This is a genomic window from Flavitalea plasmicola (assembly GCF_030546645.1).
Taxonomy (GTDB): Bacteria; Bacteroidota; Bacteroidia; order Chitinophagales; family Chitinophagaceae; genus Puia.
This window is the reverse complement of the sequence record NZ_JAUOTO010000003.1, coordinates 188,786-208,145: the sequence shown is the minus strand read 5'-3', so window position 1 is coordinate 208,145 and position 19,360 is coordinate 188,786. Positions and strand designations below refer to the sequence as shown.

At 52.4% G+C, this 19,360-nt stretch carries 15 protein-coding genes; 9 read left to right on the top strand and 6 right to left on the bottom strand.

Translation table 11 applies throughout. The features are described 5' to 3' along the window. Window positions 1–74 precede the first annotated feature (74 nt). Together Q4E93_RS10890 and Q4E93_RS10885 are read right to left on the bottom strand one after the other, a co-directional pair. Window positions 75–299, bottom strand: a complete 225-nt coding sequence (locus Q4E93_RS10890; RefSeq protein ID WP_303585094.1) for a hypothetical protein — start codon at window positions 297–299, stop codon at window positions 75–77. Between the two features lie 71 nt (window positions 300–370). Beyond that, window positions 371–1,018: a bifunctional 4-hydroxy-2-oxoglutarate aldolase/2-dehydro-3-deoxy-phosphogluconate aldolase gene (locus Q4E93_RS10885; RefSeq protein ID WP_303585092.1), complete on the bottom strand. Its 648-nt coding sequence runs from the start codon at window positions 1,016–1,018 to the stop codon at window positions 371–373. Window positions 1,019–1,105: 87 nt separating this feature from the next. Here Q4E93_RS10885 and Q4E93_RS10880 point away from each other — a divergent pair, with 87 nt between their 5' ends. From Q4E93_RS10880 to Q4E93_RS10845, 8 genes are all read left to right on the top strand, one after another. Further along, window positions 1,106–2,299: an ROK family protein gene (locus Q4E93_RS10880; RefSeq protein ID WP_303585090.1), complete on the top strand. Its 1,194-nt coding sequence runs from the start codon at window positions 1,106–1,108 to the stop codon at window positions 2,297–2,299. A 63-nt stretch (window positions 2,300–2,362) separates the two neighbouring features. After that, window positions 2,363–5,623, top strand: coding sequence for a SusC/RagA family TonB-linked outer membrane protein (locus Q4E93_RS10875; RefSeq protein WP_303585089.1), 3,261 nt, complete (start codon window positions 2,363–2,365; stop codon window positions 5,621–5,623). A 21-nt stretch (window positions 5,624–5,644) separates the two neighbouring features. Next, entirely contained in the window at window positions 5,645–7,447 is a 1,803-nt protein-coding gene (locus Q4E93_RS10870; protein WP_303585087.1) for a RagB/SusD family nutrient uptake outer membrane protein, read from the top strand. Window positions 7,448–7,455: 8 nt separating this feature from the next. After that, window positions 7,456–8,319: a creatininase family protein gene (locus Q4E93_RS10865; RefSeq protein WP_303585085.1), complete on the top strand. Its 864-nt coding sequence runs from the start codon at window positions 7,456–7,458 to the stop codon at window positions 8,317–8,319. A 327-nt stretch (window positions 8,320–8,646) separates the two neighbouring features. Beyond that, window positions 8,647–9,087 (top strand): hypothetical protein, encoded by a 441-nt coding sequence (locus tag Q4E93_RS10860; protein WP_303585084.1) that lies wholly within the window; start codon window positions 8,647–8,649, stop codon window positions 9,085–9,087. Between the two features lie 53 nt (window positions 9,088–9,140). Beyond that, window positions 9,141–9,932: a hypothetical protein gene (locus Q4E93_RS10855; RefSeq protein ID WP_303585083.1), complete on the top strand. Its 792-nt coding sequence runs from the start codon at window positions 9,141–9,143 to the stop codon at window positions 9,930–9,932. 78 nt (window positions 9,933–10,010) lie between these two features. Then, window positions 10,011–11,834 (top strand): DUF1800 domain-containing protein, encoded by a 1,824-nt coding sequence (locus tag Q4E93_RS10850; RefSeq protein WP_303585082.1) that lies wholly within the window; start codon window positions 10,011–10,013, stop codon window positions 11,832–11,834. Window positions 11,835–11,845: 11 nt separating this feature from the next. Then, window positions 11,846–13,123, top strand: coding sequence for a DUF1501 domain-containing protein (locus Q4E93_RS10845; protein ID WP_303585080.1), 1,278 nt, complete (start codon window positions 11,846–11,848; stop codon window positions 13,121–13,123). On the opposite strand, the gene Q4E93_RS10840 is transcribed toward Q4E93_RS10845, so the two are convergent. Both Q4E93_RS10840 and Q4E93_RS10835 read right to left on the bottom strand, forming a co-directional pair. Then, a complete protein-coding gene (locus Q4E93_RS10840) occupies window positions 13,118–14,800 on the bottom strand; it encodes a GMC oxidoreductase (protein WP_303585078.1) in 1,683 nt (560 codons plus the stop codon). The genes Q4E93_RS10845 and Q4E93_RS10840 overlap by 6 nt on opposite strands. Before the next feature lie 38 nt (window positions 14,801–14,838). Further along, complete coding sequence (locus Q4E93_RS10835) at window positions 14,839–15,198, bottom strand: SnoaL-like domain-containing protein (protein ID WP_303585076.1); 360 nt, start codon at window positions 15,196–15,198, stop codon at window positions 14,839–14,841. A gap of 83 nt (window positions 15,199–15,281) precedes the next feature. Between Q4E93_RS10835 and Q4E93_RS10830 the strand changes: the two genes are divergently transcribed. Then, window positions 15,282–16,631, top strand: a complete 1,350-nt coding sequence (locus Q4E93_RS10830) for a vanadium-dependent haloperoxidase (protein WP_303585074.1) — start codon at window positions 15,282–15,284, stop codon at window positions 16,629–16,631. Window positions 16,632–16,641: 10 nt separating this feature from the next. On the opposite strand, the gene Q4E93_RS10825 is transcribed toward Q4E93_RS10830, so the two are convergent. Beyond that, complete coding sequence (locus Q4E93_RS10825) at window positions 16,642–16,881, bottom strand: recombinase zinc ribbon domain-containing protein (RefSeq protein ID WP_303585072.1); 240 nt, start codon at window positions 16,879–16,881, stop codon at window positions 16,642–16,644. 127 nt (window positions 16,882–17,008) lie between these two features. Continuing rightward, a complete protein-coding gene (locus Q4E93_RS10820; protein ID WP_303585070.1) occupies window positions 17,009–19,336 on the bottom strand; it encodes a glycoside hydrolase family 95 protein in 2,328 nt (775 codons plus the stop codon). Window positions 19,337–19,360 lie beyond the last annotated feature (24 nt).

The following is a 19,360-nucleotide window of genomic DNA, read 5'->3' as shown; positions in this document are numbered from 1 at the left end:
AGTATATTAGAATGTTCAAACATACTTACAATTTCGGGATTGGGAAAATATTTTCTGTGCGGCTCGAAAAGCCATCAGTGGGAAGACGCGGACTGTAGCGTTTGATGAAGGGAGACGACTTTTCCGTCAGCTTTCGCTTTTTTCATGCCATTCCGGCGCCGGCCGGGCAAGGCGGTAAACCGGTAGGTATTGATCGGCACGACGATGGCCCGTCTGGAAAAATCCCTGAGACCTTTGTGGAAGATCCGGTAATGGATGGTCCCTTTGATAAAGTGCAGCAAGTCGTGCAAAACCTTCATACAATGGCATCCACCTAAAACATGCCATTTAAAAGGATATTGGTTATCTGGGGCTTATAAGGAATTGCCCTCTACGGCTTTCCCATATGCGGAATGGCATTGGAAAATCTGCGTGCCGTTTCGGTCAGTCGGCGCAGGTATTCATCCGTAACGGATTGCCTTCCGTCCACCAGCGCGCTGCCGATGCCGAAAGCAACAGCGCCCGCTTTTTGGTAGTCGGCAATATTATCCAGGTTGACGCCGCCGGTAGGCATCAGGGGGATATGGGGAAGCGGTCCCCGCAAATCCCTGAAATAGCCGACTCCTACTGAAGCAGGGAACACTTTTATAATGTCCGCGCCATTCCTGTAAGCGGTGAGGATCTCCGTAGCCGTGAAGGCGCCAGGAATACTGACGGCCTGTGATTGCTTGGTGACCAGGATGGTAGGTATGTCCAATGCAGGTGAAATGATAAAACGGGCGCCGGCGTCGATGGCCGCCCGGGCCTCTGCGGCATCCAGGACAGTGCCGGCGCCCACCACGAGTCGGTCTCCCAGCCGGACAGAGAGATTACGGATGACTGCCAATGCATCGGGAGAGTTCAGCGTGATCTCCAGGCACCTGATGCCGCCCGCATACAAAGCCGCTGCTACCTCCGGTACGGCTTCGGGAAGAACGCCGCGCAGAATGGCCACTATCTTATTTTCGAGGATTTGCTGCAGGGTGGTTGATCCGCTCATAGGTATAGCAATTTAGCCCAAAAAAGATTTTGCTACTTATTAAATATTTTATTAAGTTTAGAAACCATTACTAAACTATCTGCAGGAATGATCGTCAGACAAACCATTCCATTCAATACACAATTGAAGTACCGGCTTGTCCGCCAACTTTACTTCTCCGGCGTCGCCTCCTGCAACGACCTGAGTGAATCGCTCGGCAAAAGTCTTCCCCATATCGCTAAATCGCTGTACGAGATGATCGATGAAGGTTTTGTCATCGAGAAAGGGTATGCACCTTCCAATGGCGGCAGACCGCCGCTGATCTATTCCCTCCAGCCGGATAAGATGTATATTCTTTCCGTAGCCATCGACCAGCTATACACCCGCATCGGCATCCTGGACCTGTCAAACCAGTTCCTCTTCCAGGTGGAGACCATCGAATTGCGGCTGCTGAACAATAATGATGCATTGCCCCTGCTGGCAAAGGCGCTGACAAGGGTGCTAAGCCGTATGGGCAAAGACCGTAAAAAGATCATCGGCGCGGGCCTCAGCATGCCGGGGTTTGTCAATACCCGGAGCGGCATCAATTTCACCTACCTGCATACCAACAGTAAGGAAAGCCTCCGGGATTACCTGGTACGGCAGCTCCACATCCCTATTTATATCGAGAATGACTCCAACGTGCTGGCGTTGGCAGAACTGAAGATGGGGTTGGCGAAAGGCCTGCAGGACGTCATGGTCATCGACATTGGCTGGGGCGTCGGTCTGGGCATGATCGTCAACGGAGGCTTGTTCAGAGGGCATACGGGCTATGCGGGAGAGCTCAGTCATATCCCTATTTCGGAAAGCAATACACTCTGTGAATGCGGCAAGCGCGGCTGTCTGGAGACGGAGGCCACCTTACGTGTCGTGGCAAAAAAAGCCATTGAAGGGATCAGGTCAGGCAAAGTTTCCAGCCTCAGGCCCCTGAACAATCCGGAGAAAATGAGCGAGGCTATTATGTCTGCCGCCAACCAGGGCGACCAGTATGCCATCGAGCTGCTGACGGAAATGGGATTTAAGATAGGCAAGGCCATCGCCATTCTGATCCACATCGTCAATCCTGAGCTGATCATTTTAGGCGGTCGCGGAACAGAAGTGGGCAAGATATTGATCGCTCCAATCCAACAAGCTTTGAATCAGTACTGTATTCCCAGGCTTTCAGAACACACGGGTGTGAAAGTCTCTCAGCTGGGGCATGACGCGGGTCTCCTGGCTGCCGCCGCCCTTGTCATGGAAAAATTCGGAGAAACCCAACCCTAGATTACTGTAGATCAACAGATCACCTTTTGTAATCAGATTTCTTAACCATTCAAACTAAAGCTTATGAACAGTCAGCTTAAGCAAAGAGGCTTACGCTCCTGCCTGATCCTCCTGGCCCTCTGCACGGCCATGGGTGTATGGGCTCAGAAAAAAGTGACGGGCACCGTCATTGGCACCTCTAACCAACAGCCCGTCATGGGCGCTACCGTGGCCGTAAAAGGCACGAAGGTCGTCACCAGCACTTCCGCCACCGGTGAATTCTCTCTTACGCTTCCCGCAGGCAAAACACGTCTTGTCATCTCCTCGGTAGGCTATGAAAGTACGGAAGTGGATGTAGGCGCCACCGACAGGGTAGACATATCGCTGAAAGAGAGCAGTACGGTGCTGAACGACGTGGTCGTCACCGGTTATACTTCCCAGCGAAAAAAAGATGTCACCGGCTCTGTTACAGTGGTGAACGTGGCCGACATGAACAAACAGCCCAATAGTCAGATCGCTAATCAGCTACAGGGGCAAGCGGCGGGCGTCACCGTCATCGGATCAGGGCAGCCGGGAGAGACGCCACAAATACGCATCCGGGGTATCAATACCTTTGGCGACAATACTCCCTTGTTCGTCATCGATGGCGTTCCTACCCAGAACATTTCTGATTTCAATCCCAACGATGTAGCTTCCATGCAGGTCCTTAAAGATGCTGGCGCAGCATCCATCTATGGGTCCAGGGCATCCAACGGAGTGATCATCATCACTACGAAAAAAGGGAGGAACGGCAAACCTGTCGTATCGTATGATGCTTACTATGGGACACAAAGGCCCAAAGGCGGAAATGTCTACCATCTGTTAAATCCTCAGGAGATGGCACAGATCAAATTCGACGCGAATACCAATTCGGGGACCCCAATTAACAGCGGCAATCCCGATGGGCTATATGGTGCGGGTCCTGTCCCTGTACTGCCGGATTACCTGCTGCCGGCCGGTGCCCATGAAGGTGACCCTTCCGTGGACCCATCCCTCTATTTTCTGAACCCCAATTACACCGACCCCGCCGATCTGGGCACCTTCTATCACATCGTGAAGGCCAATAAGACGGGGACCGACTGGTTCCACCAGGTCTTTAAAAATGCGCCCATCACCAGTCATAACCTCAATATCAGCGGCGGCAATGACAAGGCAAAATACCTCATGTCCGTAAATTATTTCGACCAGCGGGGTACCCTGATCAACACTTATCTTAGAAGATATACGCTTAGGGCCAATACAACTTTCAGTATAGCTAAAAATATCAGGGTAGGAGAAAACCTGGCCTATTCCATCACGCAAAATCCAAAAGTAGATGCTTTGCAGGCTTACGGGGCGATTGCATATACGTTCAGGGAGCAGCCTATCATCCCGGTCTACGATATCAAGGGTAATTATGCGGGTGGGTACGGCAGCAACGGTCTGGGGGATGCCAGCAATCCCGTAGCGACACAAAGGAGGACGGCCAATGACAGAAATATCAACAACAGGTTGTTTGGAAATGTGTTTGTCGACATTGATATCCTGAAAAATTTTACATTGCACAGCAGCTTTGGCGGTGAAAGCTATACCAGCAACGCTCACAATTTCACCTATCCCACCTATGAGAACCAGGAGAACACCACCTCCAACAGTTATACCGAAGGCTCTACCTATGGCAATACCTGGACCTGGACAAATACGCTGAGCTTCCATAAAGTTTTCGCAGAGGTCCACAGCCTGCAGGTCCTGGCGGGTACGGAATCGTATGAATCGAGGGGACAGACGGTTGGGGGAACCACTTTTGGCTACCTTACATTCGACCCCAACTTTACGACACTTGGCAGCGGGTCGGGCACCGTCACCAATTACAGCACCAGGTCCGCGGAAGGCTTATGGTCGCAGTTCGGGAGACTGGACTATGGATACAAGGATAAATATTTGGTGAGCGCTACCATCCGCAGGGACGGATCATCCAAATTCAAAACCTACCAGTATGGCATTTTCCCATCGGTGACGGCCGCATGGCGTATATCGCAGGAGCCATTCCTCCAGGGTATTTCCTGGCTGACGGACCTGAAGGTCCGGGGTGGATGGGGAGTTATGGGTAACCAGATCAACCTGAACCCGGATAATGCCTATTCCACTTTTACTTCGAACAGGAATTCTTCCTACTACGACATCGGAGGTACGAACAATTCCATCCAGCAGGGCTTCCAGACGGGCCAGATCGGCAACCCCGACGCCAAATGGGAAAGGGACGCCAATACGAACGTCGGCATAGATGCCAGTCTCTTTAAGGGAGCGATCAATTTATCGGCCGACTATTATGTCAAGAATATCACGGACCTGCTGTTCAACCCTGAACTACCCGGCACTTATGGCAGAGGTGTGCAGCCCTACCAGAATGTCGCGCATGCAAAGAACAATGGCATCGATCTTACGCTGAATGGCAATACGCAAATTACAAAGGACCTCAGGTTCGACGCAACGTTGACCCTGACGACATATAACAATAAGATCACAAAGGTGACCAACACCATCGATTATTTTTTGTCGGGCGACGGGAGGAATTTCGGCACTAAATTTATCCGAAATCAGGTGGGGCATCCCGTTGGCGCTTTTTATGGCTATAAAATAATCGGGTTCTGGAATGACGACGCGTCGATAGCCGCAGCTGATGTACAGGCGCAGCAAGCTACTGGCAATCCGGAGGCTGTCTACCAGACAGAAGCGGGCGTGGGTCGTTTCCGTTATGCAGACGTCAACAGGGACGGGCAGATCGACGACAACGACAGAACGATCATTGGCAATCCGAATCCGAAATACACATATGGTATCAACCTGGGATTGACATACAAGCACTTCGATCTCAGCGTCTTTTTCTATGGCTCGCAAGGCAACGACATATGGAATATGGTAAGATGGTGGACGGATTTTTATCCTGCTTTCAGCGGCGCCAAAAGCAAAACCGCCTTGTATGATTCCTGGACACCGGCACATCATAATGCCAAAGCGCCCATACTCGAGACCTCCGGCTACGGCAGCACCTCTAACCTTCCCAATTCATATTATATCGAGAACGGCTCCTATCTGAGAGCCAGGAACATGCTCCTGGGCTATACTTTCAAGCCATCACTTTTGCAAAAGACCGGTATTGAAAGCTGCAGGGTGTATGTACAGGCGGCCAACCTCTTCACCATCACCAAATATTCCGGATTAGACCCGGAGATCAACGGCAGAAAGGGGGTGACGGAGTTTGGCATCGATGAGGGCTCCTACCCCAACACACGCCAATTCCTGGTAGGCCTTAACGTGAAATTTTAATTCCCGTATAAATTTAAGAAAATGAAACCATTACAATATATATCGCTTGGACTGATCCTTTGTTCAGGCATATTCCTTTCATGTAAGAAAACGTTTTTGAACCACCCGCCGCAAGGATCGGTGGATTCCCTGGCCCTTAGCAACAAGGCAGGTGTCAATGTACTGCTGATAGGCGCCTATGCTGCGCTGTCTGGCCAGGACTATGATGCCGATGCCGGCAATATTCAAAGCCTGGGCGGCGGCAATGCCTGGGCCTGCTCACCCAGCAACTGGCTATGGGGAAGCGTCGCCGGGGGCGATGCCCATAAAGGCAGCGACGGAGGTGACCAGCCATCCATGATCCCTGTAGCCACGTTTTCCATCAATCCGGGCAACGACCTGATCAACGACAGATGGAAGGCAGTTTATGAAGGGATCACCCGATGCAATAACGTGCTGAAGGTGCTGCCACATGTCACGGATATAAAAGACAGGAATGACATTACAAATATAAGAGCGCAGGCAAGGTTCTTACGGGGGCATTATTATTTTGAGCTAAAAAAGCTGTTTAACAATGTCCCATGGATCGACGAAACTACAATGGACCTGAAGCAACCCAATACCACGGACATCTGGCCCAGGATCGAAGCCGACTTCCAATTCGCCTATGACAGTCTTCCTCCAACGCAGACCGATATCGGAAGGGCCAACAAATGGGCAGCGGGAGCGTATCTGGCCAAGACCTACCTTTATGAGAAGAAATATGATGCTGCTGAGCCCATTTTTACGGATGTGATAAATAATGGCATGACCACCAACGGTCTGCCTTATGATCTCAGCCCGGACTTTGAGGACCTCCGTCGTCCGTCCTACGAAACCTCCAATCCCGAAGCTGTCTTCCAGGTGGAAATGGCTGCCAATGTCGGCACCGGCGCCATCGCCAGCAGCAACCAGGGGGACATGCTGAACTTTCCCTATTCGAGTACCAGCCCCTTCTCCTGCTGTGGTTTCTTCGGGCCTTCGATAGACCTGGTCAACTCATACAGGACGGATGCCAACGGACTCCCCTACCTCGACGATTACAATTCCCACGCCGTGGCAAATGACCAGGGGATAGCGAGCGCTCAACCCTTTACACCTGACAACGGCAACCTGGATCCCCGCCTGGACTGGACAGTCGGCCGCAGGGGCATCCCTTATCTCGATTACGGCCTTTATCCCGGACAGGACTGGGTCCGCGACCAGAGTTATGCCGGCCCCTTTGCGCCTGTGAAGAATGTCTACTGGAATGAGACGGCGGATGCCGATGCCGATAACTCCCAATGGGCTCCCGGTTCATCCATCAATGTGTATATCATTCGTTTCGCGGACGTTCTGCTGATGGCAGCCGAAGTGGAAGCGCAGCTAAACAACTTTCCACTGGCTGAGACGTATGTCAACCGTGTGCGGAGCCGGATGGTGGATCCCGCGCATTGGGTACATACCTATATCGACAATGCCAATCCCGCTGCGGGCTTCACCCATACGCCTGCGGCGAAATATGTCATCGGCCTCTATCCGAATGGGGCATTCGTATCGCAGGACTTCGCGCTAAAAGCCATCTATTTCGAACGCAAGCTTGAACTGGCAATGGAAGGCTACCGTTATTTCGACCTTTCCCGCTGGGGTCTTGCAGCGACTGTACTCAATGCTTTTTTCCAATTTGAGGGGCAATTTACCACGGATGTCAGAACGGCAAAGTTCACGGCTAATAAGAATGAATATATGCCGATCCCTCAGGCCCAGATAGACCTGACGTTTGTAAATGGAAAAGCGACGTTGACCCAAAACAAAGGCTACAAATAAACATACATATGCAAAAACTCAAAGCGCTGGCCATCCTGCTGCTAATAGCAGGATGCGCCAATGCGCAAAACTTACCCGCCCGCTGGGACGAGCTGACCGCCAGCGACTGGCCCAAGGCCCTGGAAAAGTCTTCCAGGACCTGTATCCTTCCCATCGGCATCCTGGAAAAACATGGTCCTCATGCGCCTATCGGGTCAGACCTGATCCAGGTGCGCGAATGGGCTGCCAGGGCGACCAAAAAGGAGTATGCTGTCGTATTCCCCGATTATTTTTATGGACAGATCAACGAGGCGAGACATCAGCCCGGGTCTTTTGCCTTGCCGGAAAAAGTGGTCTGGCAGCTGTTGGAAAGCACCTGTGACGAAATTGCCCGCAATGGCTTCGACAAGATCGTTATCATCAATGGACATGGCGGCAATCCCGAATTTCTCAGCTATTTCATCCAGACCCGGCTGGAGAAGCGACACGATTATGCAGTCTTTTTTTTCCAGCCCGACAAGGACTCTACCTATAATGCCGGATATGCCAGGCTGCATAAGAGTGATCCTGCCAACGACGCCCATGCCGGCGAACGGGAGACATCCGTGCTGCTATATATGCGGCCGGAACTGGTGAAAATGGACAGCGCATCCATCGAATCGGGTGCTAACCAGCGAAGGTTATCTATTCCTGGTATGTACACCGCTATATGGTGGTATGCAGCCTATCCCAATCACTATGCAGGAGATGGAGCCAAAGCTACCCGCCAGCTTGGCCAGTTTGTGACGGACTATATCGTCGGATCGCTGGAGAAAGCTTTAAAGGCCGTAAAGGCGGATACAACAACATTGAAGCTGCAGAAAGAATATTTCGACCGGGTGAAGGACCATTAGATGAGGAAGTACCAAAAGATCGTCGCGGCTAAACAGCCGGCGACAAAGGACAAGACCAACCCGGAAATAGAGACAGGTTTTTTATAGGTAAGGGAGGTATGGATCTGTTTCATTTTTGTGATTATTTGCTCATGTTTAATAAGACAACCTACATGCCACGCATAGTTAATTGAAAATCAACAATCCAAAATGTACGCCTCTTCCTGATTTGAGCAAGGTTTCCCAAATTAGGAAGAGGATTTTTTTTGCCTGGGGGGTAACAAAACGCGAAGCCGGCGGATATAAGACAAACGGATCAGGTTTTTCTTAACAACTAAAACAGGATATATGAAATGCAAAACAAGTAAGATCATCGCGATTTGTCTCATCGTTGGAGCGATCAGCAGCTCAGCTTCTGCTCAGATCAGGCTGGGCGCCGTCAGCACTACCCATTTAACGTCAGCAGCATCATTGAATACGCCTTCGGTGAGCAATGCGTTGCGGGCTTCGTCTGCGGCTTCGGTCAGTACGGCCTCGCAGGTAGCGGGTACAGCTGCAGCATCGGCCGACCATGCGGGATCGAAGGCGGTGGCCACCGGTCGTCAGATAGAAGGCAAGACGACCGCAGCGGTCAATAGTACAACGGCTACGGCCTCGAATGTGTCCTCCGGTACGGCCGTGCACGGCTCGACGTCTGTCCAGGCAAACGGCTCTTCCGATGCTTCGAAATCCACCGCTGCCGACGTGGCGGTGAAAAGCTCCGCCAGCGCCAGCGTTCAAAAACAATAAACCCCTATGTGGCAGCGGTTGCCGCAAGGCGCCGCTGCTTTTAATTCTTATTTATGTTACGGTACCTACTATTTTTTACGATACTCATCGACACAGCCCGGGCGCAGGATTCCCTTACTCACTTCAACGTAGGCGTCACCGGTAATTCCGCTCTGAACTACTATGGCAGGGTAGACAGCCTGCATAGCAGCGCCATCATCCCTTTCATCGGGGTCAGCTTTAAGAACGGACTCTATCTCAACACGAATTTTGTCTTTATACACAATAAGCTTCAGTCCGAATATGCGGCCACACTGGTGGAAGGCGGCTATAATTTCAGGAATAAGAAAAACAGCTGGGCGGGGAATCTCTCGGCTACCCGCTATTTTTACCAGGACAATACGGACCTTATACAGTCGGCCGTAAAGCAATCCATCACGGTGAGCCTCACGCATCTGAACAAGATCCTGAATATTACCCTGGGTGGGGATGTAAAGTTCAGTAACCAGGCCGATCCCGGTGTGCAGGCCGGATTGGATCACATCGTCCGCTGGACCAAAGTCTTCCACAAGGGGGTCGTAGTGCTGGACCCTTCGGCCTATGTATATGCCGGTACGCAACATTTTACACAGACCTACCTGCAACAAAAGAACTTCTTGTTCCTCCCTGCGGGACAGGAGGAATTGACGAAGGAAGGCCGGCAATTCAGCGTCCTTTCCTATGAGCTCAGTCTGCCGGTGGTGTTTGCATGGCAGAAATTTGTTTTCATACTTTCCCCTGCTTACGTCCTGCCGCAGCACCTCCTGACCACGGACGAAGCAAAAGATCTATTCTATACGACCGCCACCGTGAAATTTACTTTTTAAGGCATTAAACCGGCGGCCCGGACGGGAGTCATATGGAATTGCCGGCGAACCGGCGTATTCATTTCTTATCCATTTGTTATGAACGCAACCGCCAAATTCCTACGTCTGGCCTTACCTATCTTCGGCGGGGCCATTTTGCTATCATCTTTTTTAGGGGGACACCGTCCCCATCGTTTTCCCTACCGGGAGGCAGGACTTACCGAGCGACAGGCAGCGGCGCACCTGATCAGCCGTTTTTCTTATGGGGCCACTCCCGGACAGGTGGATGAGGTCGTTAAGATGGGATTGGAAAAATGGTTCCGCCAGCAGCTGGAAGGATCACTTCCCGACGACTCGCTTCAAAAGATGCTGGAGCCATACGATGCACTTAAGCTGAATAATGTACAAATAGCCGAGACCTTTCCCAGGAATGGGCAATTACTCCGCATGGCGGTGCGTGACGGCTTCATCGATAAGGATTCCGTGAAGACGGATCAGAAAGCTTACCGGGAAGTTTTGAAAAATTATATGCAGCAGAAAGGTTATAAGCCGGAGCAGGAGCTGTTCCGTCAGCTCTATTGCCAGAAGATCCTACGGGCGGCCTATTCCGATAACCAGCTGAGGGAGGTCATGACCGACTTCTGGTTCAATCATTTCAATGTCTCTATTACCAAAAATGACTGTGCCGCATTCATCCCCGTGTATGAGCGGGATGTCATACGGCGGGGTTCGCTGGGCAAATTCGGCGACTTGCTGAAAGCCACCGCCCATTCACCAGCCATGTTGTATTATCTGGACAATTTCACCAGCAGCGGTCCGATGGACGCAGCCAAACCAGGGAACGCCGGACCCCGGAAAGCCCAGGGGCTGAATGAGAACTATGCCCGCGAACTGATGGAGCTGCATACCTTAGGCGTCGACGGTGGCTATACGCAGCAGGACGTTACACAGGCGGCCAGGGTACTGACAGGTTGGACGGTCTACCCTATGGGGGAAAATGGCAAGGCCGCCGGGGAAAAAATGAACAGGATGGGCGATGACAAGCTGGAAAGACAAGGTTTTGTACACGAAGGCGACTTCCTGTTTGCCGCCAACCGGCATGACAAAGGCGAGAAAGTGGTGTTAGGCAGGCATTTTGGACCTGACGGCGGTTATGAAGAAGGCATGCAGCTGCTGGAGATGCTGGCGCACCATGTGTCCACTGCCCGGTTTATCTCCCGGAAACTAGCCGTTCGCTTCGTCAGCGACAATCCGCCTTCCTCACTCATAGATAAGATGTCCAAAACCTTTTTGGACAAAGACGGAGATATCCGTGATGTGCTGACGACCATGGTCTCCGCGCCGGAATTCTGGAGTGCTGCTGCTATCAGGGAGAAAACGAAGTCCCCTTTCGAGCTGGCCATTGGCGCCGTCCGCAGCCTCCGGGCCAGGATCGACCAACCCTTCCAGCTGTATAATTGGGTAACACGCATGGGAGAGAAAATGTATTTCTACCAGGCGCCGACCGGCTTCCCTGACAAAGGCCAGTATTGGATAAATACGGGATCGCTGCTCAATCGTATGAATTTTGGCCTGGCCCTGGCAACCGATCGCATTCCCGGGGTGACCTTTGACCTGGCCGTTCTCAACAACAACCACGAACCGGAGAGCGCCCAGGCAGCACTGGTGGCCTACTGTAAGCTCATCATGCCGGAAAGGGACCTGGACCAGACGATCCGGCGGCTGACACCGATGCTGAATGACCCCGCCCTGCAGCAAAAAGTAAACGCGGCCAGCAACAAGGTCAACGAGGACCTGGCAGGACCGGAAAGGATGACCACGAAGGAAACGATGTCGCCACCGGCGCCGGCGCCGATAGCGCCGGCAACGACCGCACAGGTGGTGGGTATTATTATTGGTTCACCGGAATATCAACGACGTTAAAACTGTAAAATATGGTCACGAGAAGAGGATTTTTAAAAGGAGGCGGTCTGACTTTGCTGGGCGTAGGTCTCATGGGCGGCATACCGGGATTTCTTGCAGAAGCTGCCGCCAGTGACAAGATCGTGCGGCCTTATAAGAAAAGGAAAGTGATGGTGTGCATCTTTCAGAGAGGCGCCATGGACGGATTGATGGCCGTAACACCGTTCACCGACACTTACCTGCAATCGGCGAGGCCTACCCTATTCATCCCTGCATCTCAGGGCGGCAATACCAGCCCTTTGATCGATCTGGACGGCAGGTTCGGCCTGCACCCGGCAATGCAATCTTTCCTGCCCTTCTTTAAGGACCGACGGCTGGCCATCGTTCACGGCATCGGATCACCCAACAATACACGCAGCCATTTCGATGCCCAGGATTATATGGAGTCGGGTACGCCTTTCAATAAAGGCACTGCCAGCGGATGGCTGAACAGGGCTGTAGGTCTGCTGGGCCATGATGCCCTCACGCCCTTTACGGCTGTCAGTATCACCTCTGCCCTGCCCCGTTGTTTTTACGGGGACAACCCTTCGGTTGCCATCAGCAATCTGCAGGATTTTGCCATCCAGATGAGGGGTAATCCTGCTGCGGCTGGGAAGGTAGCCAGCAGCTTTGAGGACCTGTATGACCAGACCTCGCCTGGTCTGCTAAAAGACACGGGTAAAGAAAGCTTCGAGGCGATGAAGATGCTCCAAAAAGCGGATACGCGGAATTACAAGCCGGATAACAACGCAGTATACCCGAATTCACCATTGGGAAATTCCTTAAAACAGATTGCCCAGTTGGTAAAAATGGACGTGGGCCTTGAGATCGCATTTACAGAATCCAACGGATGGGATACCCACTTTAACCAGGGGGCGGCCAATGGCATATTTGCCCGTAATGTCACCGACCTTAGCAATAGCATCACGGCCTTCTGGACTGACCTCTCGGCTTACCAGGATGACGTCACGGTGATGACCATGACTGAATTTGGAAGGACGGTCCGGCAGAATGGTACGGGAGGAACGGACCATGGCCGCGCATCCTGCAATTTCATCCTGGGCAATGATGTCAATGGTGGCCTGGTTCACGGTAAGGTGGAAACGCTGGCCGTGGAAAATCTGGAGGACGGTCGTGACCTCGCCGTCACCACGGACTTCAGGGCTGTATTCAGCGAAGTGGCGGATAAGCACCTGCACCTCGACAATGACCGGGCACTCTTCCCCGATTGGAATGGGAGTAACATCGGGGTTATGAACAGCCCGTCATAAGTTCCCTTTCCTCATTTCTTCCGCTGCATGGTGGACGGCCCGGGCGGTGAGCGCCATGTATAAGATGGAGGGGCTTTGGTTGGCAGTGCTCGTCATACAGGCGCCGTCGGTGACAAACACATTCTTACATTGATGAAATTGGTTATGCCCGTTCAGAAGGGAGGTTTTTGGGTCCTTGCCCATCCTGCATCCCCCCATCTCGTGGATATCCCTGCCCGGCGCCCAGTGATTATCATACTGACGAATGTTCTTCACCCCACAGCTGTCCAGCATCTCACTGCTTTGTGTCAGGAAGTCTTTGAGCAATTTTTCGTCATTGTCGTCATAGCCCACGTTTGTCACCAATAAGGGAATGCCCCATTGATCTTTTTTATCCTTGCTTAACGATACGTGATTCGATTCTTTAGGCACCGTCTCGCCCTGCATATACATGTACATGCCCCATCCGCCGGGTTCGCTCATGGATGTCTTGTAACCGGCGCCGATGCCGGGGCCCTGAGGCTCTCCGCCTCTTTCCCGGTAGCAGCCGGAGAATGCCATATAAGTACCGACAAAATCCATATCATTCTTTCCCAGGTTCCGGAAGTTGGGCATCATGCATTCCGTCGTGCGGCGGCCATAATAATACTTGTCCCTGAAACCTTCGATATCCCCTCCCACAGAGCCCCGGTAATTCTGGAAGCAGACGTATTTTCCCAGGAGGCCATTGTCATTGCCAAACCCATTGGGGAAGCGGGTGGAGGTGGAATTCAGCAGGATCAGGTTTGTATTGAGTGCGGAAGCGTTCATAAAGATCACCCGCGCATAATAATCCTCTTCTTTCTTTGTGTTGGCGTCGATGACCTTTACGCCGACGGCCTTGCCTTTTCTTTCGTCATAGATAATGGAATGCACGACGGAGAAAGGCCGTATGGTGAGATTGCCTGTGTTCTGCGCCCAGGGCAGCGTCGAGGAGACGGAACTGAAATACCCGCCGAATGGACATCCCCGCATGCAGAGGTCCCTGGCCTGGCATTTTCCCCTTCCCTGTTTCAGGTGGATCTCCTTTGCTTCGGTCAGTTGCGCCCAGCGCCCCTGAATATAATAGCGTCCCTTATATTTCGCCTCTATTCTCCTTTTCAGTTCCTTTTCCGGGCAGTTGAATTCGAAAGGCGGCAGGTATTCCCCGTCCGGCATGGCCTCGATGCCATCTTTGTTGCCACAGATGCCGGAGAAGATCTCTACATGGGAATACCAGGGAGCTATCTCGTCATAGGTGATCGGCCATTCAATACCATAACCATCCCTTGCGGGAGCGATGAATTCATTGCTGCTCCACCTTGGACAGGCACGTCCCCAGATCAGGGATTTGCCCCCTACCTGGTAGCCCCTGATCCATTCAAACGGCTTGTCCTGTACATAGGGGTGGTCTTTATCTTTGATGAAGAAGTGAGCCGTATCCTCGCCGAACCCCGCGGCCTGGGTAATGAGGGGATTTTCATCTGCAAAGCTCCTGGGCATCTGCCCCCTGTGCGGAAACTCCCAGGAGCGCATATTGGCGGTGGGATAGTCCTTGAGATGAACAACATTGCGTCCTCTTTCAAGGACAAGCGTCTTCAAACCCAGCTCACATAACTCTTTGGCGGCCCAGCCTCCGCTGATACCGGAGCCGACGACGATAGCGTCATAATTATTCATATGGCAATTTATCAACAATCAGCGGATAATATTCCGCACTATACTGAAAAGGACTCGGAAACGATCTTTCCGTCCTTCACCTGGTAGAGGCAAAGCTCCGACATATTCATGCGGCCTTTTCCTTTCATCGTAAGGTCCATGGACAATTTGACAGCAAAAGAGTTCTCAGTCAGCAGCGGTTCCGAAACTTGCATATCATGATATTTTTCTACCATGGATGAAAATTTTTCCCCCTTTTCGATAATGGCATCCAGTCCCTTGGTTTCCTTTTGAAAATCAGGCGTGGCATAAGGCTCGATGCTGACGGCATCTTTGGCAAACAGCTCCTTCTGCGCTTTTTCGAACTCTCCTTCCCGGCACAGTGCTACCAGCCGGTTGGCAATTTCCTGTGTGTTCATGGTTAATGTTTAGGAAAGATAATGCAAATCCGGTGCCCGGGAAAAGAATTGAGACATTACCCGAAATTCCTTTATTTTGCCAGATGCGAAATCCCATTGTTTGCCTCAGACACAACCTTACCGTTGTGTGCTGTTCCATTGTCTTCATCACCGGATGCCATACTCCGGACGATTATGACAAGATATTCAACAACCCGCTCCTTTACTCCAATACCGTTCACGAGCTGAACACGGTGGTCATGGGAAACAATTTTGGCCCCATCATAGCATCCAGGAATTATCTATATGCAGCCATCGCCGGCTATGAAGTGATCGCCGCGGGCCATCCTAAGGAATATGCTTCGCTGGGCGGCCAGCTGCATGGCCTGGGAACCGTTCCGGCTCCGGCGGCCGGTGAAAAGATCAATTACGGGCTTGCCGCCTTGCTGGCCTATTGCAAGCTGGGGGAGGCGGTGACCTTCCCGGAAGGCAGCATGCGTACATATACGGACAGCCTGAAAAAAATGGCGAAGGAGCACGGCATGCCAGCCGACATGTACAGTAATTCTCTCGCTTATGCTGATACGGTCGCCGCCGCCATCATGCGCTGGAGCAAAAAAGATAGATACCTGGAGACAAGAGGTGCGCCGGAATATACGGTGAAGGATTCTCCGGGTCGCTGGGTCCCCACCCCTCCTGCTTATGCCTCTGCCATGGAGCCACATTGGAGCACGATCCGGTATGTGGTGATGGACAGCATCGACCAGTTCATTCCCCCGCCTCCCCTGCCTTTCAACGTCACCGATAAGAATAGCCCTTACTATAAGGAAGTGAAATTGATCCAGAACAAGGTAGATAGTCTGACGCAGGAAGAATCCTTTATCGCCGAATTCTGGGACGACAACCCCTTCAAGCTGAATGTTTCCGGACATCTTATGTTCGGCACTAAAAAATTCTCGCCGGGCGGGCATTGGATGAGCATCACCGGTATTGCAGCCGAGAAAGCAAAGGCGGACCTTCCCACTACCGCAACGGCCTATGCGAAGACGGCTATTGCCCTGTTCGATGCTTTTATTCAATGCTGGAATGTAAAATACATTTATAACACCGCCCGGCCGGAGACGGTGATCGATAAATATTTTGATCCCAACTGGCGGCCGCATCTGCAAACGCCGCCTTTCCCGGAATACACCTGCGGGCATTGCACTATTTCCGCTGCGGCTTCGGAGGCGCTCACCAGCGTATTCGGCGACAATTTCTCCTATACGGATACGACGGAGCTGGAATTCGGCATCAACAAGCGATCCTTTTCCTCATTCCGCGAAGCGGCGCTGGAGACGATGGATTCCCGTTTCTTCGGGGGCATACATTTCCGGTACAGCACCGTGGTCAGCAACCGCATGGGCAAGCAGATCGGGGAGCTGGTGGCGACCCGGTTAAAAATGAAGAAGTGACGGTAATTCGTCAGCCGGTGGCATGCAGGTCTTCGTTGAAGAATATTTCCTCTTTGGACTGGTCCCAATGTTCCTTTGCTTTGTGCTGATCGGGTGTCCCCCGGTGAAAATCCCAGAAACGCGCTTCGGGAGAAGAGCAATGATAGGTGATCTGGTGGTTGCCCCAGTCGGTGGAATAGAGGGTATGGCCACAGACCTTACATCTGATCTCGGGCTTGAAGGTCTCCCAGGATCCGTTTTCAATGTGCATGTGGGTACGGTTTTACAGAGGGGCATAATACCCCGCTTATAAACGCCTGCCTATCTTTGTTATTTTAGTGGCCGGAATATGTCCCTGTTAGCCGATTTTAGGTAAAAAATAAGGGTTTCTATAAAGGCTAGTTGATCTCCGCTACCATCTCCTTCATCTCTCCATTGACCTTCACTTTGACTTTCCCTGGCGTCGGCGAACCAATACGGTAATGCGTGATCCTGCCATCCTTCCATTCCATATCCACCGTAAAATTGCCGCGGGCTTTCAGCCCATGTACCCTTCCGGAGGCCTTCCATGCATCGGGCAACGCCGGCAGCAGCTCGATAAAGCCCGCGTGGCTTTGCAGCAGCATTTCGGCAATACCGGCCGCAACGCCGAAATTGCCGTCGATCTGGAAGGGAGGGCCTGCCGAAAGCAGATTGGGATAAACACCTCCTCCGGCGCCATAGTTCATATCGGTCTTTAACGTGGATTTCATCATTTCGCGCAATAGCTTGCAGGCCCTGTTCCCGTCGTGCAGCCTTGCCCACCAGAGCAGCTTGTAAGCGATGCTCCAGCTGGGACCATCGTCCCCTCTTGCTTCCAGTGTTTTCTTACAGGCCGCTGCCAGATCGGGTGTTGTCTCCGGCGTTATAAGACTGGCCGGGTAGAGGCCATATAGATGGGAGATATGGCGATGCTGCGGCTCCACCTCTTTGTAATCTTCCATCCATTCCATCAGCCGGCCGTCCTTTGCAATGCGTCCGGGCGGAGGAAGGTTTTTTAGATGGGCAGTCAGGGTATCCCGCAGAGGCTGGTCTATGCCAAGTATTTCTGCGGCCGTGATGACATGGGTGAAAAGCTCCCGGATGATCTGATTGTCGATAGTGGGTCCCATGCAGATACTGGCATGGTTGCCATTGGGCAATATGAACCAATTCTCGGGCGAAGAAGATGGCGCCGTCACCAGCCATCCTGTCGTTGGTTCCGTGATCAGCATGCTGTTGTAGAACTGTGCGGATCCCTTCAGGATGGGATATACGCTGGCAAGGTATTTCTTGTCATTGGTGAATGCGTAATGTTCCCAGAGGTTATTACAGAGCCATCCGGAGCCGCATTTGGTCACACCCCAGGATGCGCTTTCCCCGGGCTCGGTAAAGCCCCAGATATTGGTGATGACATGGGCTACCCAGCCTTCTGCGTTGTAATAGGCTTTGGCTGTGCGTTGGCCATTGGGGATCATCCCCTGCACAAGGTCTTTCAATGGAAGGTCCAGCTCGGAGAGATTGGAGACTTCCACAGGCCAATGGTTCATCTGCACATTGATGTCCAGGTGATAATCGCCGTTCCAGGGTGTCTGCGTCTGGTTGGCCCAGAGTCCCTGCAGGTTGGGTGGTAGCAGGCCTACCCTGGTGCTGCTGATAGAGAGATAACGGCCGAATTGATAGAGCAAGGCTGCCATTTGGTTATCCATGGCGGGGTTTTCATGGTATGCTGCGATACGGCGGTCTGTGGTGAGAAGGCTGTCTGCCATCGGTCCGCCAAGGCTTATGCTGACACGGTCGAATAACTTCCGGTAATGGACGATATGCTGCTGTTTCTGTGCAGCGTAGGATTTGTTCCAGGCCTGGGCAAGGATGGACCGGATATGCCGTTGAAAACCAGGATTCTTCCAGTCGGTGCCAGCGGATAGAACAATGATGACTTCCGTGGCATTACGGATGGTGATGGCCGTGTCATCTGTCGTCTGCTGCCCGTCTTTGAGACGGGCCTGTACGCGGGCAAGGTATCGCATGCCTTTGCCGTCGATGCCATTGTCCAGCTGTCCCTGCATCAGCAAGGTGCCGCCTTCAGTGGATAGACTGGACCGCTCGGGCCGGTTCATCGTCAGTCGCAGATTGAGCTGTCCCGGCTTGTCGGCCTTTAGCCGGATGAAGGCAGCATCGTCGCCAAAGCTGGTGAAATATTCGCGCGTATAGGTGACGCCATTTATCCGGTAGTGACAACGGGCAATGGCTTCGTCCAGGGAAAGCTCCCGCTCGTATTGCGTGTAGTGGGCGTCTTCGTATTGGAACGTGATATCGAGGTTTCCCAACGTCTGGAAGCAGCCCCAGTTAGCGCCTCCCGATCCTTTTCCCTTGCAGATGAAGGACTGGTCGATGATCTTTTGCGCTTCCTCGTTCTTTCCCGCCAGCAGCAACTGCCTGATCTCAGGCAGCTTTTTATATGCGTCATAATTATTTGCGTCCTGCGGAGCGCCGGACCACAGCGTAATGTCATTCAGCACGATATGTTCCCGGAGAATGCCGCCGTCCGGCATCATACCCAGCCGGCCGTTGCCCAGGGGCAGGGTCTCTTCCCATTGGCGGGCGGGCTGGTCATACCAGGTTCGCAACGGCGGTTGTTGTCCATCAGTGATCAGGGCCTTAAACAAAAGAAAAAGAACAGGCAGGATGTTACGCGCTTTTCGCATTGGCAAGTTTTACGACGCCAAAAA

What these genes read in the sequence shown, in the direction of transcription:
- Q4E93_RS10890 (WP_303585094.1), bottom strand. Translation starts at nt 299, where the DNA reads ATGAAGGTTTTGCACGACTTGCTGCACTTTATCAAAGGGACCATCCAT.
- Q4E93_RS10885 (WP_303585092.1), bottom strand. Translation starts at nt 1,018, where the DNA reads ATGAGCGGATCAACCACCCTGCAGCAAATCCTCGAAAATAAGATAGTG.
- Q4E93_RS10880 (WP_303585090.1), top strand. Translation starts at nt 1,106, where the DNA reads ATGATCGTCAGACAAACCATTCCATTCAATACACAATTGAAGTACCGG.
- Q4E93_RS10875 (WP_303585089.1), top strand. Translation starts at nt 2,363, where the DNA reads ATGAACAGTCAGCTTAAGCAAAGAGGCTTACGCTCCTGCCTGATCCTC.
- Q4E93_RS10870 (WP_303585087.1), top strand. Translation starts at nt 5,645, where the DNA reads ATGAAACCATTACAATATATATCGCTTGGACTGATCCTTTGTTCAGGC.
- Q4E93_RS10865 (WP_303585085.1), top strand. Translation starts at nt 7,456, where the DNA reads ATGCAAAAACTCAAAGCGCTGGCCATCCTGCTGCTAATAGCAGGATGC.
- Q4E93_RS10860 (WP_303585084.1), top strand. Translation starts at nt 8,647, where the DNA reads ATGAAATGCAAAACAAGTAAGATCATCGCGATTTGTCTCATCGTTGGA.
- Q4E93_RS10855 (WP_303585083.1), top strand. Translation starts at nt 9,141, where the DNA reads ATGTTACGGTACCTACTATTTTTTACGATACTCATCGACACAGCCCGG.
- Q4E93_RS10850 (WP_303585082.1), top strand. Translation starts at nt 10,011, where the DNA reads ATGAACGCAACCGCCAAATTCCTACGTCTGGCCTTACCTATCTTCGGC.
- Q4E93_RS10845 (WP_303585080.1), top strand. Translation starts at nt 11,846, where the DNA reads ATGGTCACGAGAAGAGGATTTTTAAAAGGAGGCGGTCTGACTTTGCTG.
- Q4E93_RS10840 (WP_303585078.1), bottom strand. Translation starts at nt 14,800, where the DNA reads ATGAATAATTATGACGCTATCGTCGTCGGCTCCGGTATCAGCGGAGGC.
- Q4E93_RS10835 (WP_303585076.1), bottom strand. Translation starts at nt 15,198, where the DNA reads ATGAACACACAGGAAATTGCCAACCGGCTGGTAGCACTGTGCCGGGAA.
- Q4E93_RS10830 (WP_303585074.1), top strand. Translation starts at nt 15,282, where the DNA reads ATGCGAAATCCCATTGTTTGCCTCAGACACAACCTTACCGTTGTGTGC.
- Q4E93_RS10825 (WP_303585072.1), bottom strand. Translation starts at nt 16,881, where the DNA reads ATGCACATTGAAAACGGATCCTGGGAGACCTTCAAGCCCGAGATCAGA.
- Q4E93_RS10820 (WP_303585070.1), bottom strand. Translation starts at nt 19,336, where the DNA reads ATGCGAAAAGCGCGTAACATCCTGCCTGTTCTTTTTCTTTTGTTTAAG.